Source organism: Metabacillus rhizolycopersici (assembly GCF_020075705.1).
Genome location: NZ_JAIQUM010000003.1, coordinates 61,420 through 88,129, shown reverse-complemented (window position 1 = coordinate 88,129; position 26,710 = coordinate 61,420). Strand labels below are relative to the sequence as shown.

General features: G+C 37.8%; 24 protein-coding genes. 17 read left to right on the top strand and 7 right to left on the bottom strand.

Annotated features, from left to right (window positions below; all coding sequences use genetic code 11):
- Positions 1-2 precede the first annotated feature (2 nt).
- From K9V48_RS02325 to K9V48_RS02285, 9 genes are all read left to right on the top strand, one after another.
- Positions 3-341: an ArsR/SmtB family transcription factor gene (locus K9V48_RS02325; RefSeq protein ID WP_224136559.1), complete on the top strand. Its 339-nt coding sequence runs from the start codon at positions 3-5 to the stop codon at positions 339-341.
- A gap of 232 nt (positions 342-573) precedes the next feature.
- The gene (locus K9V48_RS02320; protein WP_224136557.1) at positions 574-1,374 is read left to right on the top strand and encodes a flagellar hook-basal body protein; all 801 of its coding nucleotides are present in this window, start codon (positions 574-576) and stop codon (positions 1,372-1,374) included.
- A gap of 15 nt (positions 1,375-1,389) precedes the next feature.
- On the top strand, positions 1,390-2,220 hold the full coding sequence (locus K9V48_RS02315) for a flagellar hook-basal body protein (RefSeq protein ID WP_224136555.1): 831 nt from the start codon (positions 1,390-1,392) through the stop codon (positions 2,218-2,220).
- 12 nt (positions 2,221-2,232) lie between these two features.
- The gene (locus K9V48_RS02310) at positions 2,233-2,514 is read left to right on the top strand and encodes a DNA-directed RNA polymerase subunit beta (protein ID WP_224136553.1); all 282 of its coding nucleotides are present in this window, start codon (positions 2,233-2,235) and stop codon (positions 2,512-2,514) included.
- Positions 2,515-2,598: 84 nt separating this feature from the next.
- The gene (gene fabZ, locus K9V48_RS02305) at positions 2,599-3,039 is read left to right on the top strand and encodes a 3-hydroxyacyl-ACP dehydratase FabZ (protein ID WP_224136551.1); all 441 of its coding nucleotides are present in this window, start codon (positions 2,599-2,601) and stop codon (positions 3,037-3,039) included.
- A 321-nt stretch (positions 3,040-3,360) separates the two neighbouring features.
- Entirely contained in the window at positions 3,361-3,621 is a 261-nt protein-coding gene (locus tag K9V48_RS02300; protein ID WP_224136549.1) for a hypothetical protein, read from the top strand.
- Positions 3,622-4,425: 804 nt separating this feature from the next.
- Positions 4,426-4,674, top strand: coding sequence for a spore coat associated protein CotJA (locus K9V48_RS02295; RefSeq protein WP_224136667.1), 249 nt, complete (start codon positions 4,426-4,428; stop codon positions 4,672-4,674).
- Positions 4,675-4,677: 3 nt separating this feature from the next.
- A complete protein-coding gene (locus tag K9V48_RS02290; RefSeq protein WP_224136547.1) occupies positions 4,678-4,944 on the top strand; it encodes a spore coat protein CotJB in 267 nt (88 codons plus the stop codon).
- A gap of 55 nt (positions 4,945-4,999) precedes the next feature.
- The gene (locus tag K9V48_RS02285; RefSeq protein WP_224136665.1) at positions 5,000-5,569 is read left to right on the top strand and encodes a manganese catalase family protein; all 570 of its coding nucleotides are present in this window, start codon (positions 5,000-5,002) and stop codon (positions 5,567-5,569) included.
- A 137-nt stretch (positions 5,570-5,706) separates the two neighbouring features.
- Here K9V48_RS02285 and K9V48_RS02280 read toward each other — a convergent pair whose 3' ends face one another.
- Positions 5,707-6,147 (bottom strand): YwpF family protein, encoded by a 441-nt coding sequence (locus K9V48_RS02280; protein ID WP_224136545.1) that lies wholly within the window; start codon positions 6,145-6,147, stop codon positions 5,707-5,709.
- Between the two features lie 628 nt (positions 6,148-6,775).
- Between K9V48_RS02280 and K9V48_RS02275 the strand changes: the two genes are divergently transcribed.
- A complete protein-coding gene (locus K9V48_RS02275) occupies positions 6,776-7,123 on the top strand; it encodes a single-stranded DNA-binding protein (protein WP_224136543.1) in 348 nt (115 codons plus the stop codon).
- 333 nt (positions 7,124-7,456) lie between these two features.
- On the opposite strand, the gene K9V48_RS02270 is transcribed toward K9V48_RS02275, so the two are convergent.
- On the bottom strand, positions 7,457-10,219 hold the full coding sequence (locus K9V48_RS02270; RefSeq protein WP_224136541.1) for a DEAD/DEAH box helicase: 2,763 nt from the start codon (positions 10,217-10,219) through the stop codon (positions 7,457-7,459).
- A complete protein-coding gene (locus K9V48_RS02265; protein WP_224136539.1) occupies positions 10,212-11,843 on the bottom strand; it encodes an SWIM zinc finger family protein in 1,632 nt (543 codons plus the stop codon). Before K9V48_RS02265 ends, K9V48_RS02270 begins: the two co-directional genes overlap by 8 nt.
- 591 nt (positions 11,844-12,434) lie before the next feature.
- Here K9V48_RS02265 and K9V48_RS02260 point away from each other — a divergent pair.
- The 3 genes from K9V48_RS02260 (at position 12,435) to K9V48_RS02250 (ending at position 15,166) form a co-directional block, all read left to right on the top strand.
- Positions 12,435-12,578, top strand: a complete 144-nt coding sequence (locus K9V48_RS02260; protein ID WP_224136537.1) for a YwzD family small protein — start codon at positions 12,435-12,437, stop codon at positions 12,576-12,578.
- A 161-nt stretch (positions 12,579-12,739) separates the two neighbouring features.
- Positions 12,740-13,945 (top strand): SEC-C domain-containing protein, encoded by a 1,206-nt coding sequence (locus tag K9V48_RS02255; protein WP_224136535.1) that lies wholly within the window; start codon positions 12,740-12,742, stop codon positions 13,943-13,945.
- A 249-nt stretch (positions 13,946-14,194) separates the two neighbouring features.
- Positions 14,195-15,166: a cell wall-binding repeat-containing protein gene (locus K9V48_RS02250; RefSeq protein WP_224136533.1), complete on the top strand. Its 972-nt coding sequence runs from the start codon at positions 14,195-14,197 to the stop codon at positions 15,164-15,166.
- 179 nt (positions 15,167-15,345) lie between these two features.
- Here the strand turns inward: K9V48_RS02250 and K9V48_RS02245 are convergent, their stop codons facing one another.
- The 3 genes from K9V48_RS02245 to K9V48_RS02235 all read right to left on the bottom strand — a co-directional run bounded on the left by K9V48_RS02245 (position 15,346) and on the right by K9V48_RS02235 (position 19,972).
- The gene (locus tag K9V48_RS02245; protein WP_224136532.1) at positions 15,346-16,005 is read right to left on the bottom strand and encodes a hypothetical protein; all 660 of its coding nucleotides are present in this window, start codon (positions 16,003-16,005) and stop codon (positions 15,346-15,348) included.
- 186 nt (positions 16,006-16,191) lie between these two features.
- Positions 16,192-18,477 (bottom strand): cell wall-binding repeat-containing protein, encoded by a 2,286-nt coding sequence (locus tag K9V48_RS02240; RefSeq protein ID WP_224136530.1) that lies wholly within the window; start codon positions 18,475-18,477, stop codon positions 16,192-16,194.
- A gap of 382 nt (positions 18,478-18,859) precedes the next feature.
- Positions 18,860-19,972, bottom strand: coding sequence for a heparan-alpha-glucosaminide N-acetyltransferase domain-containing protein (locus K9V48_RS02235; protein WP_224136528.1), 1,113 nt, complete (start codon positions 19,970-19,972; stop codon positions 18,860-18,862).
- Between the two features lie 149 nt (positions 19,973-20,121).
- On the opposite strand from K9V48_RS02235, the gene K9V48_RS02230 reads away from it, so the two are divergent.
- Both K9V48_RS02230 and K9V48_RS02225 read left to right on the top strand, forming a co-directional pair.
- The gene (locus K9V48_RS02230; RefSeq protein WP_224136526.1) at positions 20,122-20,856 is read left to right on the top strand and encodes a PIG-L deacetylase family protein; all 735 of its coding nucleotides are present in this window, start codon (positions 20,122-20,124) and stop codon (positions 20,854-20,856) included.
- A gap of 243 nt (positions 20,857-21,099) precedes the next feature.
- A complete protein-coding gene (locus tag K9V48_RS02225) occupies positions 21,100-22,803 on the top strand; it encodes a NosD domain-containing protein (RefSeq protein ID WP_224136524.1) in 1,704 nt (567 codons plus the stop codon).
- A gap of 638 nt (positions 22,804-23,441) precedes the next feature.
- Here K9V48_RS02225 and K9V48_RS02220 read toward each other — a convergent pair.
- Positions 23,442-24,389, bottom strand: a complete 948-nt coding sequence (locus tag K9V48_RS02220; protein WP_224136522.1) for an NAD-dependent epimerase/dehydratase family protein — start codon at positions 24,387-24,389, stop codon at positions 23,442-23,444.
- A 460-nt stretch (positions 24,390-24,849) separates the two neighbouring features.
- Between K9V48_RS02220 and K9V48_RS02215 the strand changes: the two genes are divergently transcribed.
- Both K9V48_RS02215 and K9V48_RS02210 read left to right on the top strand, forming a co-directional pair.
- Positions 24,850-25,908 (top strand): glycosyltransferase family 2 protein, encoded by a 1,059-nt coding sequence (locus K9V48_RS02215; RefSeq protein ID WP_224136520.1) that lies wholly within the window; start codon positions 24,850-24,852, stop codon positions 25,906-25,908.
- Positions 25,868-26,617 carry a CDP-alcohol phosphatidyltransferase family protein gene (locus K9V48_RS02210; RefSeq protein ID WP_224136518.1) on the top strand — a complete coding sequence of 250 codons (750 nt, stop codon included), beginning with the start codon at positions 25,868-25,870 and terminating at the stop codon, positions 26,615-26,617. The genes K9V48_RS02215 and K9V48_RS02210 overlap by 41 nt, the downstream gene beginning before the upstream one ends.
- The last annotated feature ends 93 nt before the right edge of the window (positions 26,618-26,710 follow it).

Here is a 26,710-nt window from a genome sequence, read left to right as displayed (position 1 = left end):
TATTGAATTTAGAAATGCAACGGTTTAAAGCGGAATTTTTTAAAGCTCTTGCTCATCCACTTAGAATAAAAATTCTTGAGCTTTTAGCCGATGGAGACAAAAATGTAAATGAAATTCAAAATCTTGTAGGAAGTGAAGGTTCTGCAGTATCGCAGCACTTAACAGTCTTACGAGCAAAAAATATTGTGACAGGTACTAAAGATGGTAATCGGGTGATCTATTCCTTAAGAGATCCAATGATTATTGAGCTGCTCAGTGTTGCTCGTCAAATTTTTAATAATCACCTAGTTGATACAATCACAATGTTAGATAAATTCATTGATACGGAAAATGAGGAGTAGAAAAAAGGAAAAATTCCTTTGATAAATTTGAAGAGCCTGAATTCAGGTTCTTTTTTTTATATACAGGTGAGACAAATAACAATCCCATCCTGAATCCCCCTAAAAGTCTAGCAACCATTTCCTAAAAAAATGTAATGAGAAAACAATCGTCCTCCTTTATAATAAATGGTAGGGAATTCTGTCGAAAGAATTCAGAATGTACGGGAAAGACATGGGGAAGGTGGCTAAACACATGTTAAAAGGTTTATATACGGCTACAGCAGGGATGATCGCGCAGCAAAGGCGTACGGAAATGCTCTCAAATAATATGGCAAACGCCAATACACCGGGCTACAAAGCAGACCAAGCATCAGTTCGCGCATTTCCAGAAATGCTGTTGAATAGAATGGATACGAAGTCAACTGCCGTTGGCTCTTTTCATACGGGCGTTTATTTACAAGAGCTTAATAGCCAAAACAACCAAGGTGAGCTCCGTGAAACTGGTTTAATGAGTGATGTTGCACTAATCGAGCAAAATGTTCCTATTCACCCAGTAACAAATCAGAAGGGTGTGCTTCTCTTTGCTGTGGAAAACCAAGCTGGAGAAGAGCGGTACACACGAAATGGCCATTTTACCCTCGATGAAAATGGTACATTGGGTTCGAATGGCAATCAGGTCCTATCAACAACAGGTCAACCAATCTCGATTCAATCAAGCAATTATCAAATTTCTGCAGACGGTGATATTTTTGCAGATGGTGAGTTCGTTGCACAAATTGATGTTCGCTTTGCAGATGATATCCGTAATCTTGCAAACGAAGGGAATGGCTTCTATCGCACAGCTGATAACAGTGCACTGCCAACTGCACTAGGAAATGGGGCAGTTCAATATAGTTTAAAACAAAATTATCTTGAAAATTCGACTGTTGATGTGGGAAAAACCTATGTAGAAATGATGACAGCTTATCGTTCTTTTGAAGCAAATCAAAAGGTTTTACAAGCATATGACAAAAGCATGGATAAGGCCGTGAACGAAATTGGCCGCTTACGATAAGAGGGGGGACAGCAAATGTTACGCTCGATGATTACAGCGACGAATACAATGGGCCAGCTGCAAAAACAACTTGATACAATTGGCAGCAATTTAGCGAATATCGATACACAAGGCTACAAACGAACAGAAACAACCTTTATAGAGCTAATACGCCAGCAAATTAACAATCACACGGATGAGCCTCTGGACACAGAGCGTATCGGAGCGCTAGGGATTAGACAAGGAACAGGTGCAAAGCTTGGAAGCAGTCTCGTCTTTACGCAAGGTGGACTGAAACAAACAGGCAGGGCACTTGATCTTGCCTTTACCGATCCAAAGCAGTTTTTACAAATTGATGTCGATGGCGAAACCCAATTTACAAGAGATGGTGCTCTTTACCTTTCACCAACCATTGATGGGACAAACCGGCTCATGCTCACGACAGCTGAAGGCAGACAAGTTCTCGATGAAAATCAAAATCCGATCGTTTTTGATGATACTTTTAAAGAATTAGTTATTTCAAAAGACGGGACAATCACAGCAGTCCCAACAAATGACGGAGATTTACCACAAGTTTTTGGATTAGGCGTTGTGCAAATCGACCGCCCACAATTACTTGTTCAAAACGGCAATAATCGTTATGGATTAAAAGATTTAGGAAATAATCAACTCACAGATGTACTTATCTACTTAGAGGGAGCATTACGTGGCGAAGTTTCGCTACAGCAAGGTGCACTCGAAATGTCCAATGTTGATTTAGCAAAGGAAATGACCGATTTACTAATCTCACAGCGTTCCTATCAGATGAATGCCAAGTCGATCTCGATGGGTGACCAAATGATGGGATTAATAAACGGTGTAAGATAGGAGTTTTGACTATTGGTTGCAAAAGAATCTGCGAAAATGGCCACCCGTGAAGAAATAAAGAAAACGAAAAAACCAAAGAAAGAACAAGAGGAAAAGGTGCAAAGTAAGATAAAGGGAATCCGTATCCGTCTTATTCCGATCTGGGTGAGAATCCTACTCGTCCTAATCTTTATGGCTGCTAGTGCTCTTGCCGGATTGGTAATCGGCTATGGTGTCATCGGCAAAGGGAATCCTGAGGATGTACTGAATAAATCAACTTGGCAGCATATTATTGATTTAGTTGAAAAGGAATAAACAGAAGATTATACTTTGATAAGGAAGGTGAATACCTTCCTTTTGTCGTATACGTAAGTAAATTCAAAATAAGGAGTTATACATATGTTAGATATCCAACAAATAAAAGAAATCATTCCACACCGCTACCCATTTTTGTTAGTGGACCGCGTACTAGAGGTTGAAGAAGGAAAACGTGCCGTTGGGATAAAAAATGTGTCAGCAAATGAAGACTTTTTTAACGGTCATTTCCCAGACTATCCAGTGATGCCAGGTGTTCTAATTGTCGAAGCACTAGCACAAGTCGGTGCAGTTGCCATCCTCAAAAAAGAAGAAAACCGCGGGCGCCTAGCTTTCTTCGCTGGAATCGATAATTGCCGCTTCAAAAAACAAGTTCAACCAGGTGACCAACTGCGCCTTGAAGTTGAAATTACCCGTTTAAGAGGATCGCTCGGTAAAGGAAAAGCAATCGCAACAGTAGATGGAGAAATTGCCTGTGAAACAGAAATCATGTTTGCACTAGGTGAGAAAAAAGAAGACGCATAAGCAAGAAAAGCTCAAGCGCCTTGTTCAGCCTCAGGCTTAGACCCAAGAGGCAGTCAAGAACGCGACGTTAATCGCCTTGACTGCACTTGCACGTCCTGTGTTTCGGGGACGGACGCTTGCGCTGGACATGAAAACTAAGTCAAAAAATTTATACTTTCTTATCCTTTCAAAAGAGACAAATTGACCAACTACTGGCGATTTGTCTTTTTTTGTCTGATGGAAAGAAGATGAAACCTTTCAAAAAAGGCGCATGAATGAAACATCGCCTGGGCAATCTAACAAAAGATAATCGCAATTCTAAGAACGAAAGGAGCAATCATCATGAGCAATAAATGGTTTTTACTAATAACAGGCGCACTACTCACAACGATGCTTCTAACAGGCTGTGCAGACGACCCAGACCCCGCCCCAGAAGAAGATCATTCAAATCATGAGCAGCAAAAAGAAGAAAACACAGTAAATGAAGAAGACGCGGTAGATAACCCAACAGAAGATAAAGTGGGAGAAGAAGCAGAAACAGATAACACAAATGAAACTGTAGAAGAATCCAACGTAAATGAACAAGCTGATAAAACAGAATAATAAAGACAGACAAGGCTAACCTGTTGGTTGGCCTTGTTTTAATTAGGCTGTTTTCTAAATGATTGTTGTTTTTGGATGGGTAGAAGCCCGAATCAAGGAAAAAGAGCAAAAGCGGGCAACTTTATTGGGTTTACGTGCCCGTTTTCTGAATTTTAAGGCCTGAGCGGGCAACTTTATTGGGTTTACGTGCCCGTTTTCTGAATTTTGGGGCCTGAGCGGGCAACTTTATTGGAGTTACGTGCCCGTTTTCTGAATTTTGGAGCCTGAGCGGGTAACTTTATTGGGTTTACGTGCCCGTTTTCTGAATTTTGGAGCCTGAGCGGGCAACTTTATTGGGTTTACGTGCCCGTTTTCTGAATTTTGGGGCCTGAGCGGACAACTTTATTGGGTTTACGTGCCCGTTTTCTGAATTTTGGAGCCTGAGCGGGTAACTTTATTGGAGTTAGTTACCTAATTCCTGAAATATGGAGACGAACCGGTCACTGTTGGTCGCACTCTAAATGACAATAGCAACAAAGTCTGCGAAAACAGCCTTTGATTAAGATTGGAAGTAATCCAATCAAAAATCCCCCACGCCCTCAAAGGTAAAATCCCACAAATAGCCAACCACCCAACAAAAATAAACCTTTTCCAATAAATCACTCATAAGTAGGATGCCACATTGAATATGATGACAATAGAGCAAGGAAAAGACAATAAGAATCCTTTTTAAAAAATAGAAGTGTCGTTAAAAGTGGGATAATTCATTGAGTGTCGAAGCCCATTTTTTTCACATGAGAAAGAGGTGTAAGAAGGGTGAAAGATATGAATGTTCCTCATGAGCAAAAAGTCGCGTTCACTAACATGAAATCCTATCGACCGTTTCATAGCCGTTTTGATCCTTGTCGACCGATTGGAGTGAAGTATTACTCAACGCCACCACATCTATATATGGGATTTCAACCGCCGAATCTTGAGCAGTTCTCGCCTCAGGTTGCCTTGAGGAAGGGGACACTTTGGCCGGCGTTGTATGATCCATATGTGAATCCTTATAAAGGAAAAAGGGAGGAGTAAATCGTGAGCACGCAGCAATTGCCTGATGAATATTACCGGTTACTTCTCGAAATCCAAGAGGTTGATTTTGTCCTTGTTGAGCTGACGCTTTATTTAGATACTCACCCAAATGATCTCCAAGCACTTCAGCAATTCAATCAATTTACGTTGAAAAGCAAGCAGCTTAAGCAATCATTTGAAGCAAAATTTGGGATGCTGCAGCAATTTGGCGGTAGCTTTGCCGATGCAAATTGGAGTTGGGGAACGGCACCTTGGCCATGGCAAGTGTAAGGAGAGGATCGGTATCGTATCCGATCCTCTTACTACGAAAGGAGAAGATCAAAACATGTGGGTATACGAAAAAAAACTTCAATATCCAGTAAGAGTTAGTACGTGTAATCCAACCCTTGCGAAATATTTAGTTGAGCAATACGGTGGCGCAGACGGTGAATTGGCTGCAGCATTACGTTATTTAAACCAGCGTTATACAATCCCAGATAAGGTAGTCGGTTTATTAAATGATATCGGAACAGAGGAGTTTGCCCATCTTGAAATGATCGCAACAATGATCTATAAACTAACGAAGGACGCCACCCCTGAGCAATTGAAAGCAGCTGGGCTTGCGCCGCATTATGTAAACCATGATTCTGCCCTGTATTACGAAAATGCAGGTGGTGTTCCGTTTACCGCCACTTATATTCAAGCGAAAGGTGACCCAATTGCCGACCTATATGAGGATATCGCAGCGGAAGAAAAGGCAAGAGCTACATATCAATGGATTATTAATGTATCAGATGACCCTGATCTAAATGATAGTCTAGCATTTTTAAGAGAACGTGAAATTATTCATTCGCAACGATTTAGAGAAGCGGTTGAAATTTTAAAAGAAGAACGTGATCGGAAAAAAATATTTTAGCCTGAAAACTCGGAGCGGTACATCGTTCCGAGTTTTTAACCCCTAACCCCTAGTAATAAGTAATACCGTTTCGCCTTATCCGTAGTATGCAAAAATAGGGCCCCACAAGGAAAATATTGTGCCGCCCTGAAAAAGAATTAATATTTCGTCGTTTCCTTTCGCTGATGGACACTCTCCGAAAAGGCCTTCAAAAGAGTATCTCCTGATAAACCTTGTCCCATTAAGGAACGAAGCAATTCCTCTGGATTATGGATTGGTCTTGAGGTAATGAGTTTTCCTTCTAGTAAAATCGAGAGGTAGTGATCGAGTGATGTAAGTGTTTTAACCTTTGCGATAATCTGAGCAGGTGCATTGCCTTTTTTAGAAATCGTGACAAAAATTCTAAACTTCGACTTAGCTTCTGATAAATGTTCAAAAAAAGCGTGCAAATCTTTCGAAATTAATACCTCAATTAACCAGGAGTTTTCGCCATCTTCCAAGTTAATGACTAACCCATCCTCTAAGGGGATCTCTTTCATCGTTTTCTCGTTCTCGGCTTCTTGTTCAATTTTTAAGCCGACAAGCTTGAACGTTCTCATCATCATCACCTCGTCAGCTCATTTTTCTCTTAATCCCACATAAGCAGGTAACTCTAAGCCCTAAAGATAAGTCTCATTTCATTGTACCATATAAAGGACTTTTTAAAGAAAGTCATCGCTATTCAGACGTTTTTGATGAATTGTCAATAAGTGTAATTAATGTATCTTCAATTAGCTTGCGTTGCTTCGTTTTAAAGGATAAAAGTTGTTGCAAACTTGAGGCCTTTTACGATTCATCTTCCAATTAGATCAGAAAAAAATGGCAATCCAATATTTCATCTGGAATGAGATTGAACAGCACTACATAGAGGCACCTTTAGAGAATGGAATGCTACAATCGCTCTCCTTTCAAATGATACTTCAAGGTATAAACTTCACTGGAAAAAATCATTTTTCTTACATCGTAAATTCTCGACAAACATCAACCGATACACTAGCTAGAAAAAAGGTTGAAAATTGTTGAATCTTGTTAAATAAAGCATCGACTACCTTTTAAATAGGAAAAATACAAGGTAGAAAAAAACAATTTACGAGCAATCTAAAAAAGCAAAACAACGATTCACTCATTTTTCCAACTTTCATCTATCGATTACAATACGCTTGTACATGGAAAGAGAGGAGGAACGAAGTGATCAATCAAGTTATTTTAGTAGGCAGGTTAACGAAGGATCCAGAAATTCGCTATACATCCGATGGGGCACCTGTTGCGAACATCACGCTTGCAGTTAGCCGTCAATTTCGTAATGCCGCTGGAGAAATAGACACTGATTTCGTGCAATGCACAGTGTGGCGACGAGCGGCAGAAAATACCGCGAATTATTGTCGAAAAGGATCAATCGTCGGAGTCACCGGCAGAATCCAAACCCGTAACTATGAAAATGCTGAACGAAACCGTGTTTACGTCACTGAAGTTATCGCTGATTCCATCCGCTTTATGGGTGGAAAACCACGTGAATTAGTCGAGCAAGAGAGTTAATCAATATCCATCTTTTTCTCCATGAGAGGAAATCAATGGTAGCCCCGAAACTTCCCCAAATGATAAGGCTGGTTACTACTTTCCCTCGAGTAACTAGCCAATTTTTTTGACGAAGAGTGGTATAAAGGCAAAAAAACGACAGTCATGAAACTGTCGCTCTACTTCTGAACCTTCTTTTCAATTAGCTTTACGAGTTTTTCCCATTGTGGGGCTTTTTGTTCTACATTTTTTTTCGACTTCTTCTGCTTAACTGCCATCACACGACTCCTTTTTAAAGAATTAAGAATACAAAGAAGCTACAATTCACCGCTTGCTCGCACCCTCTTCCCATCCTCAAATCGACAAGGTAAAGAGCTTTTCAAGTTCGTCAGATGAAAGCTCGGTGATCCAATTTTCGCTTTGGATGATTTCGTCGTTTAGTGACTGCTTTTTTTCGAGCATTTCATCAATCTTTTCTTCAATTGTACCAGTGGTAATGAGTTTATGGACATGAACAAAGCGGTCTTGGCCGATTCGATATGCCCTGTCAGTTGCTTGGTTTTCAACAGCTGGATTCCACCAGCGGTCAAAATGGATGACGTGGTTAGCGGCCGTTAAATTTAACCCTGTGCCACCAGCCTTTAATGAAAGAATTAAGAATGGGTATTCTTTATTTTGGAAGGACTCAACCATGCGATCACGCTCTGACTTCATGACACTTCCATTTAAAAACAATACCTTTTCATCGAATTCCTTTTCGAGCAAGCTTTTCATCATTTCACCCATTCCGATGTATTGCGTGAAAATGAGACAGCTTTCTTGTTGCTCGCGAATATTTGTTGCTAACTCAACGAGCTTTTCTATTTTATGTGAACGTGTGACAAGCTGTTTCGGTTGTTGCTCTTTTAAATATAAGGCCGGATGATTGCAAATTTGCTTAAGTTTGCCGAGCATTTTTAAAATTAATGCCTTGCGCTGCATTCCGGCAAGTGCTGTTACTTGGTCAAACGTATCTTTCACAAGCTGTTCATAAAGTGAGGCCTGCTCGATTGACAGTGGGACATATTCCTTTTGCTCCTGCTTTTCAGGAAGGTTTAAGGCAACCATTTCATCACGCTTCGTTCGTCTTAATAAAAACGGCTTAATATAACGCTGCAATTGCTCAATCTGTGCGAGATTACGCTCCTTTTCAATCGGTAAGACATAGCGCTTATGGAAGCTATGCAAGCTACCTAAATAACCTCGATTAAGGAAATCATAAATCGACCATAGCTCTGTCAAACGGTTTTCCATCGGTGTACCTGTTAACGCGATATGATGCTGACCATGCAGCTTACGAATGGCGCGCGATTGCTTCGTATGGGCGTTTTTAATATTTTGCGCCTCATCAAGACAAATTGTGCTCCAAGTAATTGCCGAAATTTCCTCATCATCAGCATGTGACAAGCCGTAGGATGTTAAGACGATATCAGCATCCTTAATCGCTTCTGTGAAATTCTCACCCTTCGCTCGATTCCCACCATAATGAAGCTTTACACGCAGATGGGGGGCAAATTTCTCAAATTCCTTCTGCCAGTTTCCGAGGACAGATGTTGGGGCAATGATTAACGCCGGCTGTTCAAGTTGTTCCGTACTCTTGACATACGAAAAATAGGCAATCATTTGAATCGTTTTCCCTAATCCCATATCATCAGCCAGGCAGGCACCAAAGGAAACACTTCGTAAAAATAATAGCCAATCGACACCGTTTTGTTGATATGGACGCAGTGTGCCAAGAAACTCTTTCGGAATCTCATGTGTCGGCAGCTCGCTCGTGTCTGTCAGCTTACGTAGCATACTTTTCATTTGCTGTGAAAGCTCAATCTGAATATTCGCGAACGCCCGCGTATCAAGCAGGTCTTCGTCATCTGCATCAATATCCTTTGCATTCAGCTCCTGTTGTAAAATATCTGACAGATGCAAGCCTTCACGATCAGCCTTTTTCAAAATCGCTTGGACCTGCTTAATAAAAGCGGGATCAAGCTTAATCCATTGGCCTTTAAAGTGAACCAAACGACGCTGCTGTGACACAAGCTCTAAAAACTCTTCCTCACTCATTTCCACACCATTCGTTGCAAAGCGCCAGTTAAAGTCAATAAGGGAATTCATGCCGACAAAGGATTGCCCGCGTGGAGTTGACGAAACCTTAGCCTTCAACATAAGCTGTGATTCCTTGACGACCTGCCACCAAGAAGGGAGTAAAATTTCGACACCCATATTAATAAGCGTCTCACTTGCATCGGTTAAAAAGAGCCAAGCTTCATCTTCAGTAACAAATGTTGTTCCAGTTTGAAAGCTTAACCAAGGGACAACTTTTGAAAAGCGCTCTTGCTCGCGTTCAATTTTATTAAGATATGGATGCCACTTTTTCGGTAGTTCTCCTTCACCTTGAAAATGGATAAGCTCCTCTTCGTTCGTCTTGCTGCGAAGGAGGATTTCAAGTTGCCAGTCATCGCCATCTACATCTGGCTCATTTAACCGCAAGCCAATAGAAAATGGCGTTGCATCTAGTTGCCAACCGATTTTTTCAAGGAAATCCGTTTCATCGATGAAATGTCCCATGAATGTGTCTAAGACAGGGTAGGCATTCACAATATCTGCCCACGCATCATGGAGAACCCGATCATGTTTAATCAAGTCGGTAAGGGCGGCAGAGAACCAATCTAACGCAAAGCCCTCGAGCGAATTAGTGGAATCTTTAAAGCGTGTCACACCATGCTTCCAGCCTTCAAAATCTGGTACATATTGTCCATTCGAAATAAGTTCATAGATGATCTGTGCCTCATCTGCGAGCTTCAGTGTCTCCTCTGATAAGGTGATCGATGCCAGCGAGTTATATGTTTCCTTCCCAAGCAGTTCAACCATCATCCATGGAGTAAGCCGCACAGCAGGTACTGCGAATGATGGAATCTCCTCTAGATTTGTGCCGAAAAAGGAGGATTCATGCCATGTGAAAAGGTAGCGGGTAAATTCAGCAACTTCTAAAGGGGAATCATCATGTTCGGATGTACAATACACATAAAAATGATGATCCTCAATTTGCTCTGCATGAACGACAATGTTGACCGTATTAATCATGAATCAGCTTCCCTTTCTTTAATTCTTCTTTAAAGGCACGGAGACGCTTATGCTCCTCTGTGAGATGCCCGAGGTAATTCTCCCACACTTCTTCGCGTTTCAGTTTTTTATACTGGGCTTTAATTCGCTTTAAATAGCGGACAGCCATTTTATAATTTTCACGTGTTTTCATGCCAATCTCTTCCTGAACCGTTTTGACATAAAGAGGTAAAAGAGCTCCAGGCTCACGTTTCTCAATGTCCTTCAATACATAAGAGTCCATTTCATCCAAGGAAAACCCTAATAAGACTTGAAGCTCAATCCACGTTTTATAATTCTCTTTCATGAGCAGATGATCATGATACTCCGCATAGCTAAATGGAAGCATGGTTTGACAAGCTTTTTCAAATAGCTGTTCATCCTTTGTGGCGTCCCCGTACTGTTTTAAAAATTGCATCAAATAGCGGATCGTTTGCCGCCTTTCCTCATATGGTAATGGACTATTAATATATTCTGGGGAATGCGCCATCAGATAGGAAACCCAACTCGAAAGCCGTTTCCAATTTTTCTTGTTCAAAATGTCCTCAACCCAAGTAAACATGAACGGCAATGCAGTTGGTGTTAGCTTACGCATCTTAGTAAAAATTTGCTCATCACGTGACTGTAAGAAATCCATATGCATTAACGCCGTTTCAAATTCCACGGCAGAAGGTGAACCAGCTTCAAGCTCTTGTTCAAGATGATCTTCAAGCCATTCTCGTTCAATCGAGATAAACTTATCACGTCGCAATAGTTCAATCCAAAGCAATTGATAAAGATTGTTTCGTTCATATTGATAATACTTGCTTGTATATAAAAGCTCCCGAAAACGTTCAATACTGTCAACCAAAAGCGGATCAAGCGCAAACGGTAAGGCATAGCGCTTCATCTCACGGATGGCTGCTCCGACATTGTCAATCAGCTGATCAACAAATGGATAAACAATATGCTGTAACAGATAATCTGATGGCTTCGTCTCATTAAGGAGCTGCAAGATTTTTAATAATACAGTCACAGATGCTTGCACAATAAAAAATTGCCTCATCTCAGGTGACTTAGGTGCCTTTTTCTTAAGTGTTTGATAATAGTGATGAAAAAGACTTTGATATAGCTGATTTGTTGAAACAAGGTTTTCATACCACTCATCATACTCACGATCAAAAAACGCGATCCAGCTTGCTAATGATGAATCCTCATAATCCTTGTCAGGCTTTAAGAACGAGCTCGCCTTACGAACCGATTTTAGCACGTCATCAACTGGTTTTTCTTCTTTCCAAAGGTCGACAAAAGTACCAACTCGGTCAACACTTGCATATACATAAAGGAAAGTAGCAATGCGGTGCCTGCATATATCAGCTTGAGGACACGTACAAGTACTCATCACAAAATCATCTAAATCGAGTTCAACCTGCACACCAGTGATATCATGTACCTTTGCCGAAACAGTATGACTCGTTGTGCTTACATTATAAATACTGCCTTGTCGATATAAGATAAGTCCTTTTTTTATTAAATTCCGATCATCCTCATTCTTGTGAGGAAGCAATTGTTTAATTTGTTCACCGGCACCAAGTACAAGTTCTTTACTAAGTTCCCGACCAAGCATATACTTTGAACCCCTTTCGATAAACAAGCAAAACTTCCATCAGGTTGATTCCATGATGGCTAGTTGAACTTATCGGACTATGACTGGACGTTTTTCCCGCCGCAAACTCCTGCGATATCTTGCTAAAAATGTGCGCTGCGTACATTCAGTTAATGTGGGAAAACCCTAATTCTTCTATTATAACTTATTACGATTCGATCAAAAAGGTTTTGTAAAATATTACACAGGGGACTAAGAAAAGCGCAAGCGCCTTGATCAGCCTCGGGTAAATAAGACGCTCTTTGAATAGAAGGTGTTTTTACCTTCAATTCAAGAGGGGCTAGGACGCTTGCGCTGGACACAAAAACTAAGCTACTTTCGAATTGTTTATTCGTGTTACAAAGAGGGGATTTTCACTGTCCATTTTTTCAGTGTAAATCCGTATGATTTATTTTCATGTTCAGAATATGAAAATATTAATAGTAATTGATTCGTAGTTTCAGTAGTCTATGAAATTCATCTAGTATTTTTTTGCTTGCGCTGATGTCTACGCGCAAGTATAATGAATCTAAATTGTCTGATATTGTAAAAAAAGAAAGGGATTTGTAAAATATGAAGGAAATTCAGCTGAAACAGGAAGAGCTGCTGCAAATTCTGTTACACGCCCATGATAAAGGCGAAACAACAATGAACATCACAACCACCGAATTATTAGCGGATCTAATCGCTCAAATAAAGAAAATATATACAGCATAAAAACGCGAGCGCCTTAGGTGCTTGCGTTTTTTGGAGTTAGGGACAGTCACTATTTTACAAAATGGAACTTTCTATTAAGAAAAAGAAGGCCCTGAACCCGACTTCACTCCCGCATCAAAATAAGTTAAACTAGCAATATATCAACAGAAAGCGGTGAAATCATGAGTATTAGTAGAAACGACCTCTGCATGTGTGGCAGTGGGGAAAAATATAAGAAATGTTGCATGAAAAATAACGTAGTTTCATTAGACAATATTCGTGATTTTGAATTAAATAGACTTCAGTTTGAGTTATTGGACTTTGCTACCTATCAGCATGATGAATTTATCGATGATCTGGTAGATGAATTTTTAGATGATGAGTATTTAGATGATGACGAAGAGGAAATCCTCGTAGTATATCTGATAATGTGGGTGATCTTTACCGTTCAATATGATGGAAAACAGACAATAATGGAGCAATTTATCAATCTGAAAAAGAAAGAAAATAAATTGCGTACTTCGACAATGAAGCAACTAGAGTCTTGGGTGGATACGGCTCCATCTTATTCTATTGTCACGAAGATAATCGATGATCTTCATTTGGAGATTGAAGATGTGTTTTCAAATGAAAAGAAAACGGTTAAACTGCTTGAAAAGGATGAGATGATTGAAGAAGGGGGATCGCTTTTAGGATTGCTCCTTCCTTATGGAAATTATGAAATGTACTTCACGATGTACCTCGATTTTGAGGCAAATGAAACCCCTGGATTGGTTTCGGAAATCCGCCAAGGCTTTGCGGAAGCTGATCTTGAGAATGGAAAGGACTTTATGAGAAGTGTTTTCCCAGGTCTCATCCTCGCCATATTTGGTGCTGAATTAGGTGAGGAGTCTAATATCGAACAACTAGAATGGGATAACCCTAAGTATGAAGAAGTTGCTGATTTATACCGCCAACATGTTGAGGAAGAGGATCTACCAAAGCAATTTCAGGATTTAGGGGTGATGTTTTGGTATAAGTTCTGTACAAAGGAAAAACCAGTTTTTCGCAAGCCGGAAATCTATGCGGCAGCCTTGCACTACTTTATTGATCGAAACATCTCTTTCCTTGAATTTTATACACAAGGAGATATCGCTGAGCTTCACCGTGTCAGTGTAGGTTCTTTATCTAAGGCCTATCGCCAGCTTGAAAATGGTTTAGAAGATGAACTGGATCATTTCCGCGAGTACATGGAACAAGATGAGCTCGATTTTGATGATGTCACGTTTGAAGATATTTTCGCTGAGGATGACTTCGATGATGAAGATGGGATTGATGAGGATGACCCTGATAGGAATGATTTTTTTTCGGAAGATAAAGAATCACCCTTCAACCGAAAACGCAAATAAGGGGTAAATATCAAAAAAAGTAAAAGTGCCTGTCCATAAGGGGAGTGTTCATTCACCTAATGGATGGGCACTTTATTAGTTAATATTTCGATTTCTATGATTAGGTCAACATACCGATACCATACTATGAAAGTGATGATCAGGTACGTCCTAAAGCTATTGTTAGAAAATGTCGAAGGAATACCTAAACAATGAAACCAACGAGCATGTATAATTAATAGCTTAAGATAAACAACTTAGGAGGATAATATGAAAAAATCAATTGCTCTATCATTATTATTAACGCTTAGCCTGCCATTCGGACAAGCTTTTGCAGCAGAAGGACCACCTACATATCGAATTTCAGGGGTGGATCGATATGAAACATCAGCAAATATATCTTATGAAGGCTGGGAAACATCAGACGTTGCAGTAATCGCTACTGGCCAAGATTTTCCTGATGCTCTTAGTGCTACGCCATTAGCATATAAATACGATGCGCCTTTGTTGTTAACAGGAACGAAATCATTGTCGGATAGTGTAAAAGGAGAATTAGTTGACTTAGAGGTAAGTAAAGTGTTTCTTATTGGCGGAGCTGTTGCTATTTCAGCTAATGTTGAAAACCAACTGAAAGAATTAGGAATTACCGATATTACTAGAATCAAGGGTGCGGATCGCTATGAAACTTCGGTCAATATTGCAAAGGAAGTAGGTCCATCTGAAGGGATTGTTGTTGCAGCAGGTCAAAGCTTTCCAGACGCTCTTTCGATTGCGCCAGTTGCTGCACAATTAGAAGCACCAATTCTATTAACAAATAAAGAAGGACTTCCGAAATCAGTTGCAGAATATGTTGATTCACTAGATTCAGTTTCAGGTTCTCTTGTTGTTGGAGGAGAGGGAGTAATTTCTAACAATGTGATGACGCAATTGCCTAATCCAGAGAGACTTAGTGGTAAAGACCGATATGAAACGAACAGCGAAATTATTACTTACTTTGCTGATGAGGGCATTCTAGATATGGATTATCCATTTATCGCAACAGGACAGGACTTCCCTGATGCGTTATCTGCATCAGCTTTAGCAGCAGGATATTATAATGGTGTCATCTTAACAGATCCTAAAAAACCTTATCCATCAACGAAAGCGACTGTTAAAAAATACGCTGATCTTGCTGAAGGATATATCATCGTTGGTGGTGAAAAAGCTCTTCCTACTAGTGTGATCAATGAATTGTTGAAGTAAACAATTCATTCAAAATTCAGGAGTCGATATCATTTTAGATTTACAAATAAATAGAAACATTGACCTTGAAAATGGTGGGAGAAGAACCCAAAAGGAAAGGTACCACTATCGCTACATTTTACAAGGTAAAAGGGAGTCAGACCTCGATCACAACTGGGTCTGACTCCTTATTCTAAATTTTAATTTTCTTCAACAATCGCATCTAACCAAAAACGATCGTCCCCGTTATTAATTGTGTAAGTCACACCATTTTCAACTAGGGTTACTTCTTCCCTTGAATAGTCATTTGTGCTGACTCCTAGCTCACTTAAGTTGAATTTAAGGTCAACCTCTGTCAATGTTGGCTGCAGTACTTGCATAAGAATTTTTGTTACATCATGAATATGCGGACTATTTGGATCTTCGTCTATTGGATAAGATAGATTAAGGGAGACTTTTTGAATTGCACCCGTTTCAGGATTTGCTAGAACGAGATAAGAATCTGAAATTGAGATGAACCCCATTTCTAAGACTTCTTCATCACTATCAAGGGTTTCAATTTCACCGTTTAAATGATAGTTTGTTTGGCCATTTTCTTCCGTAATCTGATTCCAACGTTTGATAAATTCTTCATGAGTAAGAAGTACATCTTCCTGTACCTCTTCTTGTACCTCTTCTTTTTTTGTTTCCGTAGCATTTGGTACAGCTTCTTCTACTACACTTGAATTCGATTGACCCGGAGCATTCTCCTCTTCCTTTACCGTTTCATTGGAACAAGCCACTAGAATGCCTGCCATACTACTTATGAAAATGATTCCGACTTTTTGAAGAATTGCTTTTGATTTCTTTTTATGTATCATAATCGATCCTCTGCTTTCTTAGATGTAATAAAAAAAGTATACATAATAGGAGAAATTCTTACCATAATATTGTCGATATTTGTAATTCTTATAAACGACAATATCAACTTTTCATTTTGTTTTAATAAATAGAAAAGGATGCTCAACGGCTTGTTTAATCCAAGCTTTTGAGCATCCTCAAGTAAATTAATATAAATGATCTATTCTCGTACCAGGATAATAGAAAGCTAAAATTTGAGTATAGGAATGACCTTTTAAAGCTCGTGCCTGTGCACCATACTGACTCATTCCGACACCGTGACCGAAGCCAGTACCACTTAGGCGAAGGATTGTAATCACATCTAATTTATCCTTCAATTGGTTTACTTTATCTTCAGAAACGGCAACAGTTCCTCCGAGTACATTGATTTGTTCAAGGTTATCTCGATAGCCAGTTAAAAATGGTTCAATTGCTTTACTTAAATCTCCACCAACAAGGATTAGTGGGGCTTTTTTAGCTGCTGCTAAAGATGAGCTTGTTAAAGCATCTGGAAAGTCGCTTCCTGTTGAATAAATGACTTCAGTTCCATTAAAGGAAGCTTTGAATTTATTTAGAATCATTGCTAATGTTGCGTAACGATCAGCACCTGAAAGTCTTTCTGCGTTACCTTTTACCTGTTTAACTTGTTGTAAGACATTGTCTGCTATCGCAATTGGTCCACCTAAAAGATAAACCGGCTTACTTGCGTGCTTTGAAATGAATGTTTGGCTACCATTAGGTAAAGCATTTGGCTTTGTTAAGACAACAGCATATTTATTGATAGCAGCAACAGAAGATCCAGCTAATGCATCTGCAAAGTTTTCTCCTGAAGCAACAAATAGACCTTCAACGCTAGTTAATCGATTATTAATTTCAGCATTGGTTTCGTAACGACTTGGTCCACTTATACGGATGACTTGGTTAGAATCGACTGTACTGATATTTTTAATTTGATTCATTACTTGGTCAGATACTGCCACTTTGCCACCCAATATGAAGACCTTCGTTGCTTTTAATCTTTTAATCTCAGTTGCTACGTCGTTACTTAGACTAGTTGCACCTGTAAGTAAGATAGGGGCATTTCCATATTGGTATGCAAGCGGGCCTGCTGATAAGGCATCTGCAAAGTCATTACTTGTTGCAATGAAAACTGTTTTATGAGCATGATTTGCTGGAAAACCATTTGGATAAAGCTGTTTTGCTATTTCTACTGATGTTGCAATTCTGTCTGTACCACTAATTCGAGTAATATCTGTAGAAGTTGGCGATTCGATCGTATCGACAAGCAAGCTTTTCATGTTCATTGTTCCGAACATAGCTCGTATTTGATCACCAGTTAGTTTAGTATTTTGATAGATTTTAATGTCGATATTTCCATTAGCATCCTTACTAAAGTCAGTATTGGACTTTTCGATATAGCTGATTTTAGCTGTACCACTTTTTATTCTCTTTCCAGCAGTTCTCTCTGGATGAATCGTTAATTCTTCAATAGATAAAATCTTGATATCTGAGGTTGAAGGAAGCTTAAGCTCTGTTTTAAGCCAAGGCTTCATATTATTTCGAACAATAGCATCAGCTTCTTGGATGTTATTCCACCATGCTTCTGGTTTTGCTAAGTTATATCCTTGTAATGAAATTTGATCTTCTTTTAAGCTGAAATCCCAACGATGTAATGGATCAAAGGAATCTGGTTTTGCAGGAAGATAGGAAAGGGCTGGATATCCCCAAGCACCTTGATTCGTTTCAGTATGCCCTCCATTACTTGAGGAAAAAACAGTATCTGCATAAGAGCTACCAATCTTTAATACTTCCCCTTTAGTTGCTTCGACAACATCTGAAATTTTTTGTTGATAGGAGGTTTCTTCAATTCCCCCATAAACTTGATTTCCTTGTGTATCATTTACGTTAAAACTTTTACGAGTCACATATGTTCTTGCAGCAATGGCCTGTGATTTTAATGCTTCACTATGCCAACTTGCCAATGCTTCTCTAGGGACAACACCCTTTACATATTCCTCTAATAGCACTTCGTTATAAGGACGTATATACTCCTTAGCTTCAATCGTTTCAATTTTAAATTCAAACGAACCTCGATATCTTCTTGTTCCATTATCACCAACAATTTGAACACTATCTGTTGCGATATTAGTAGGATTTAGGAACAGATTACCTTCAACAATTCCTAATTTTTCAGAATCATCATAAACTACTAATGTGCCATTCTCAATTTTTAAGATAAAACTAGTAAGTTCTTTGAGTAATTCATCATTAGCATCATTTCCTGTCAGATATTGACCATTCATGTTTATTTGTAAGGAGTCTTTATTTCCTATATAATTTCGTAATTCAACAGTGACAATGGGTTCACTTGCAGCGTTTGCGTCGACATTTGGATTAAATAGAATTGGAAAGACAATTACGATTGCTAGTACGATTTTTATGAAATTTCGCATCTAATTCCCCCGAATAATATAGTTTACTCTATTAGTTATAACAAATAAGCCAAATGAAGGAAAGGATAAAAGTTCTATATTTGTCATGATTCTACATTCCTATTTTTCTCTTTAACTAGTAATCTGTCAGAAAACGCGTTTTTTTGTTGAAGAGTACGATTTAAACATCATTTGAGTAAAAGGGATACTTATTTTATAAAATAAGCTATAGAAGGTTAATAGAAGAGGCAATTAAAAACTGAAAATAAATAAAGAGGATGACTCAAAAGCTCGTTGTATAACGACTAATTGAATCATCCTCTTCTTTTTGTGTCAGACTCTTTAATAGTAATATGCTAAATCATGTAGCAGAAACCAGATTCTTCTTTAAGTAACCTAATTCTTATACCTTTACATACCATTTCTTCTTATGAAAAGTTAAAGCGATAGCCGTCCAAAACAACAGCATGAAAAAAGCGTATGATAGCTGCGGATAGGGACTAATTGCTTCAATCCAATGGAACAAAATTGACGCAAGAGATTTCTCCTCGTGATGAACCATGATCGTAATATGAGCCAAAAGAGAGGCAATAATAAATTTACCAAAGTAGATAAAGAAGCTATTTCGGCCAAAGGCTTCTAAAAACCATACGATGGGTCCTAGGGCAGTTTCCTTCACATCACCATTTTTTCTGTTATCAAAAAATAAATAAAAGGTTGAAATCAAAATGGCTGTTATACCAGAAGTAAGTAGGGCGAATGAAGGGGACCAAATTCTCTTATTAAAAGGTATAATCTGATAAACGACCAGTGATAATAGTACGAGTATCATACCTAAAGTCAATATTTCTTTCCATGCTCCACTCTCTTTTTTGGTGAGGAGCAAACGTCCAATCGCAAAACCAATGAGGACATTTGAAACGGCAGCGAAGCTAGTCATTAACCCTTCTGGATCAAATCCTCTTTCACCTTGGGCATACATATGGTTTTCACCAAACACGTTTGCATCAACAATCCCTGAGAGATTACATGTTGGTTGTGGTAGACCACCTTCACACGATTGGCTTGTCGCTAAGGTAACGAATCCATAAACAAAAAGAAGTAAGAATGCTAGTAGGACTAATTTGATCGGTGATTTGACAAACTTTGTAATGACCACTGTGACAATGCCTAACAAAGCAAACATTTGTAAGACTCCTGTTAGCCTCAGTGTAAAAAAATCCAAACTCCAAGACACGATAATCGTAAATACTAACCCATAAACGATCAATCGAATCGTTCTTTTTGTGAGTTTCCCCCAATTTACTCCTTTTTGATAAGCAATCGCCATGCTTGTCCCAAAAATGGTTATAAAGGATGGTAATATGAGGTCAATGATGGTAAAACCATACCATGCAGCATGGCGGAAATATTCATATCCTCCGGCTGGAATGGTGCCTAAAAAAACAGACAAGAAGACAATTAATCCTCTCGACATGTCTAGGGAATAAATTCTTCCTTTTTTAACAGTTTTCATTTGTAAAGGTTCCATAATACGTTCCTTTCAACGCAAGTTTAACCTGCTTACTAGTAGCAAAGCACACACTAGCCATATAAACTAATGTTACAATACAATCTATAAAAAGATGCTATCATAATCGCTAAGATTTTAAAATGGAGGTTATCATGAGAATTCTCTTTGTATTACTTTCTACAATCATATTGCCGATCCTAACTGCTTGTGAACTTTCGGGTAATGAACAGAAAACATCGATCTTCTATTCGCCACACGCAGATGATGAGGTACTTAGCCTAGGGCCATCAATTTTACATCATAGAGAACGTGGTGATAGGGTTGTCGTCGTCTTATTATCGGAGGGGAAGGCAAGCGGTGCATTCCATAAAGTCAATGAGAAACTAGAAGAAAAAGGGCTACCAACGATTACAAGAGACGAATTTGGCGCATCACGAGTAAGTGAATTTAAGAAATCGGTAGAAGCACTAGGGGTAAAGCCTGATGATGTATTTGTCTATCAGTTACCAGATGGTGATATTCAAAAAGAAGACGTAAAAAAGATTATGAAGGAAATGAATGAGCGATACCCTTCAGCAACTAATCATGCTTTGTCCTACTTAGATCCACACCATGATCATGCGGCATCCGGTTATGCGTTAAAGGAATTAATGGAAGAAGAAAAGAACATCTCGGGATTATTTTATATACCTGTACAAGAACATAAAAACATTGATTCAGAAGGGAGTTATAAAGTTCCAGAAAGGTATAAAGAAGGTTTTACAAACAGCTTAAACACATATAAGATATGGAACCCTGATAATGGATTTTATGCTATTGGTAATACATCTGTTCTTCCTTACTTCAACACAGCGGAGGTATTTATGGAAAGTAGATGGCATGACTAGATTATTAAAATTTATTGTCGTCGCTTAACGAATGGCAGATGAAAGCATCACACAAGCATCTGGAAGAATCACCACTATACTCAAACTTGTTTAAAAAATAAGATAAATACTCGACAAAAAGTCACCCCATCCATTCCCTTGATTCTCTATTATAAGTACTCCATTATATGTAATGTTTATATGCTATTAGGATTATTGCTATTTATAAAGGATTCAAGGTATAGTCTTAAATGGGGTGATCTCGTGAACAGAAGAAACTTCTTAGTAAACTTTTTCCTATGGGTATTATCTGTCTTTGTGGGCTATAGACTTGGAAATCTTGGTGATTCTAATTCGTCTTTTCCCGCAAAGATTAAAGATAGTGAAGGAAAATCAGTTTATGACAGTATTGATGAAATAACGGAAGAATTAGCAAAAACCGTGAATGACTTAGCTCAGCGTGAGATAAACGTGAGACAACCTCCTTTTAACCTTAAAGCAGACGGATCAGACGAAAGTTCTGTGATTCAAGAAATATTAGACCTTGCTAAAAATGAAGGATCTGTCCGTATTTATTTCCCTAAAGGAATCTATGGTGTTGCAGAGCCCTTACGCTTATTTAAAAATACAAAGATTACAATTCACCAGGAAGGCGTAATAAAAAGGATTGGTGGAGCTACTCATACGAATATTTTCGCAAATGGAGAAAGAGGAAATGCCTCCTATGCGACGAAATACAATGGTGATGGAAATATTCACTTTGAAGGTGGAACAATTGATCTTAATACAGTTAAAAGTCCATTAAAAACTGTCAATAATAACGTGTCTGCTTTTGACCTAGGACATGGAGAGAATTTCTCATTCAAGAACTTAACAATAAAGAATGGGCAGAATGGACACTATTTTCAAATTTCTTCATGTAAAAATATATTGATTGAGTCCTGTTGGCTTGGTGATGTGAACTACACAAACCATGCCGGATCTAAAGACTTCGAATTAATCCAAATTGAGATATTAACAAAATTATCCTTTCCGCCATTTGGTGGCTATGATGGAACCGTTTCACGTGATATAACCATTCAAAATTGTAGATTTGAAAATGTTGTACGTGCTATTGGTACGCACGGCTATATAAGAGAAAAAAATGGTGTCAAACCTCTAAAGTATTGTGAAAATATTTCGATCATCAATAATGTCTTTAAAAATACAATTTCAACTGCTATTCATATGGAAGCTTTTAAAAATGTGATGATTAGAGATAATGTATTTGAAGACATTGGGGAATATATCGTTTATTTACACCACTCACATCATTGTAAAGTTGAAAGTAACACAGGGTTCGGTTCAAGTAAAAGTGCTGTTTATTTAAGCTATTCAGATAGGAATAACTTTAAGAAAAATTATTTTAGAGATTCGTGTAAAGCAGAAGGCCATAGTGCGATCAGACTTGATTTTAGTAATGATAACACGTTTGATGACGATGTGATCGGAAGTGGTAGTAAAACGTTCCATCAATATGCAATGTATTTTAGTGACAGTTATAGAAACATTATTAGAAATTTTGACTATTCAAAAGGCACCGGAACAAAAGATAGTGGGGGTATTGGCGGGGATGGTAATCAGTTAGCTTCACAATATTTTGGTGCTAAAGATGTTGTTTTGTTTGAAGGTGACCTTCGATTGGTCGGTAATACGGTTAATTTTAAGGATGATTTACGGACATTTAGTCAGATTATTATTATCGGCAATAATAATAATTCATCTGTTATTTCTATGGTGACAATGAATATTCCTCGACCATTATTACGTTTTGGGTCTAGTGTAAACACGTTTCGGTTTATGCCATCACCATCAATGGCAGATTTTATACAATTTCATTTTGATACGGACTCAAATAACCTTCATACTATAACAATTGATGATATACATGGACCATGTCACATAAGGAAGATTATAGGTATTCGATAATCACACCTACGATTATTCACTACACAAGGACAAGAATATTAACAAAAGATTATAACACTCTTAACATTTGCTTAATATGTTTTGGATAAAATGAATCTATCATGTTTAACCAAATGAGATGAGGTGCTTTTTTTGTTAAAAAAATTTTTCTCTATAATAAAAAGCAAGCTTGAATTTGATAATGAGCAGTATAATGAGTTTGAGGAAGAAATACAAGACGAATTTTATGTAGATACGGATGATCCGGTTAATCTATGGTATCCGAAGCATTAATTGAACTTATTATACAGTCATTGTAGGAACAAATTAAGCAACCAATTTCATTAACAGATGTGGTTTGAGTGTTTGACTGACTTTGCACAAATAGAATGATCATGGATAATAAAAGTAGCGATTATATAGACAGTTATTGTGGTTTTATATAGAATAAGCCAAAGTATAAATAGTACAACGAATGACCCCATCCTATTAGCCCAAAAATAGTGAGAGGTAGTTGAACGTTAAGAAGACAGCGGAGGTTGAAATCCGCTGTCTTTTTTGAATGGATAGACTGGAAAGTATAGAACGAATGATATTGTAAAAGGAAGAAACTTGTTAGGCGTGACATTGCTAACGTACAGATATTGGGGAAATAGAGTTCAATTTGATACTTCTTCCCAATACTCTTTTAGACCTTCTTCAATAGAGTATCTGGGTTTATATCCTAATGATGAAAGGAGAGAAATATCTGAATAGGAATGATCAATATCTCCATTGCGTTTCTGTTGATAAGTTAGGTCTAATGAATAACCAGAGATTTGTTCATAGATTTTTATGATATCTAAAATACTAACTGCCTTCCCGGTACCCACATTAAACACCTTTCCTACTGCTGCTGCATTTGTTGCTACGAGTAAACTAGCATCAACAACATCTTTCACATAAACAAAGTCTCTAGTTTGTTGTCCGGATCCAAATAGTGTGAATGCTGGATTTTCCCCTTTCGATTTCAATTCGAAGTGCTTTGTCATGATCGAAATCACACCTGAATATGGAGAATGTGGATTTTGGTTTATTCCATATATATTAAAAAAACGAAGAGCAGTTGTAGGCAATCCGTATAAATGATGATAAGCAAGGACATATTGTTCAGATGAAAATTTATCGATCGCATATGGAGTTTGAGGCTGTATCATTGTATTTTCCTTTTTAGGTAAAGTACCCTCATTTCCATAAATAGCAGCTGAAGATGCAAAGATAAATCGATTGACTATCCCTTGTTTGCGAGCAGCCTCAAGTAAGTTAAGGGTACCTTGGAAATTTGTTTGTTGTGTGAATAAAGGATTATCTATAGAAGCAGCTACACTAGCAATTGCTCCTAAATGATAAATATAATTGAATCGATAGATAGAAAATAACTGTTCAACCGTATTCCTATCTGAAAAATCGCCTTCAACAAAAATAATCTTTTCATTCGTAGGAATATTTGACCTTAACCCCGTTGAAAGATTATCTAATACCACTATTTTTTCATATCGCTTTATCAATTCACGAGCAATATGCGAGCCGACAAAGCCAGCTCCTCCTGTTATAAGTACAGTTTGCAATCGGATAACTCCCTTAAACACTAAATTTTATCCCGCATTAACGGGCAGTAATACCCCCACCTCTAAGCTTGAGTGAATCACAAAGAGGCGAAGGTGGGGGATAACTGCCCGTAAAAGCCCGATAAGTCTCGCTTTATCTCAGACTTTAAACAAGAAAATACTAACATGCTAAGTAAATGTCTGTACCACCATTGAAATTTGGCACACACATACAACTATTTATAATAGTAATTTTTAATTAAGTTGTAAACAAGAGTGGGATGGTGAGAAGGATGTAAGACGGACGAAACTCAGGGGAAATGAGTCTTTTTTCCTATTGGAAAATAATTAACTGTTTCATTTTGAGTTAATTATATGTATACTATTTTGTAAATGCGTTTGTAATAAAATTTACAAAAATCATAAAAAATCTTAATACTTTTATATACAGAGAAAAGAACTGATTATTGGAGGAGGAAAATTGGATTCTAAACAAATAGTATTCTCATTCCTATTGGTCATAAGGAATGAAGAAAAATATATTAATGATTTACTTCTAAGAGTATTGAATCAAGATTTTCCAGAAGAGAAATATGAGATTATCGTAATAAATGGAGATTCGACAGACAGTACTGAGCAAGTAGTAAGAAAAATTATGGACGAGCATCCTAATCGAATAAGTTATTATGAGAACCCAAAGGGGATTTTACCAACAGGGTGGAACATCGGCATTACCAATTCTAGTGGAAAGTATATCATTAGGGTAGATGGCCATACACAAATCCCAACCGACTTTTTAACGAAATATTATGATTTAATCCAAAGGAAACCTGAGATGGCATGTGTTGGTGGAGTAATTAAGACAAAGGGTGTAGGTTTTTGGGGAGAAATAATTGCTCATGTATACTCGCATCCATTTGGGGTTGGTAACAGTTTATTTAGGATTACGAAAGACAAATGGGAAGGTGAAGTTGACACGGTCCCATACGGTGCATATAAACGTGAGATCTTTAAAGAGGTTGGACTTTTCAATGAAAGATTAAATCGAAGTGAAGATTTGGATATGCATGCACGAATTCGTAAGGCTGGTGGGAAGTTCTTCTTATCAAGTTCAATTGTTTCCACATATTTTTCAAGGTCTACATTGAAAGCATTTACTAAAAAAGCATTGGCTGACGGAAAATGGACAATGATCGCATCTAGTGGTACGAAGGGCCTTTTTCGTTTTCGACATCTCGTACCTATTATCGTCTTTATGATGGGAATTATGTTTACTCTCGGATCATTTTTTAGCCCCCTTATTTTAAAGAGTTTTATCTTACTTTTAGCGATTTATTTTACGCTTATTGGCATCGGTTCTGTAAGTATGGTGAAGAAACGTAAAAATATTGCTTATTTTTTCCCAACGTTTTTAGTATTCTTTTTACTTCATTTTATTAGAGGATATGGATTATTAAGTGGTTTAACAAGTAAACAATATTGGAAGGTGAAAATAGGATATGAGAAACGCCAAAAAGCAACTTCCAATAACGTTCTTTGATACAAATTCTATTGTAAGATATCGTGAAATGAGTCAAGGATTTAGTGAAAAAGAAGATTTATGGTCTTGGTTTGTCTTAAGAAGGATCTCAATCTATTTTACTTTATTCTTTAAATCTATCAAAGCAACTCCGAACTTCGTTAGTTGGTTGAGTGTTTTTTTTATGTTACTTTCAGGCTTAATGATTGTTTATTCTCAACCATTCACTTATTTGTTAGCGGCATTATTTTATAATATTGGTTATTTGTTTGATTGTGTAGATGGAGAACTAGCAAGAATAACAAAGAGGACATCTAAAAAAGGTATATTCATAGATTTTCTTATACAGGCAGCGAGTTTACCTGTTTACCTTTCGATTGCTATGACACTGTTAATTCATACAGACAAACTTCTTTTAACAAACGTAGAAATCCTGTTCATATATACAATCACTGTATTTATTATTATGGGGTTGTTGGTTCCGATTTCTTATCAGTTAACTCAATCTGCAAATCTGGTTCAAGATCCATTAAATAAGATTCGGAATAAGTCCTTTGTGCTTGATTTGATCGCTTTTCTTACAGGTCTCCCAGGCTTGTTCGTTTGTTTGTTCCTGTTTACTATGTTGTTCGAAATCCACGTAGTTAAGTTTTATTTGTTGTTATTCTTAACAACTACAATAGTAAAAACGTTTGTGAGATTAATGACAACATTGAGAAATATAAAATGAGAGAACAAGTAGGAACATTCTGCTTGAAGTAGCATGTCGTTTACTGTAAGAATATGCTATAATTCTATGATGGATTATTAACAGTTTGTAAAA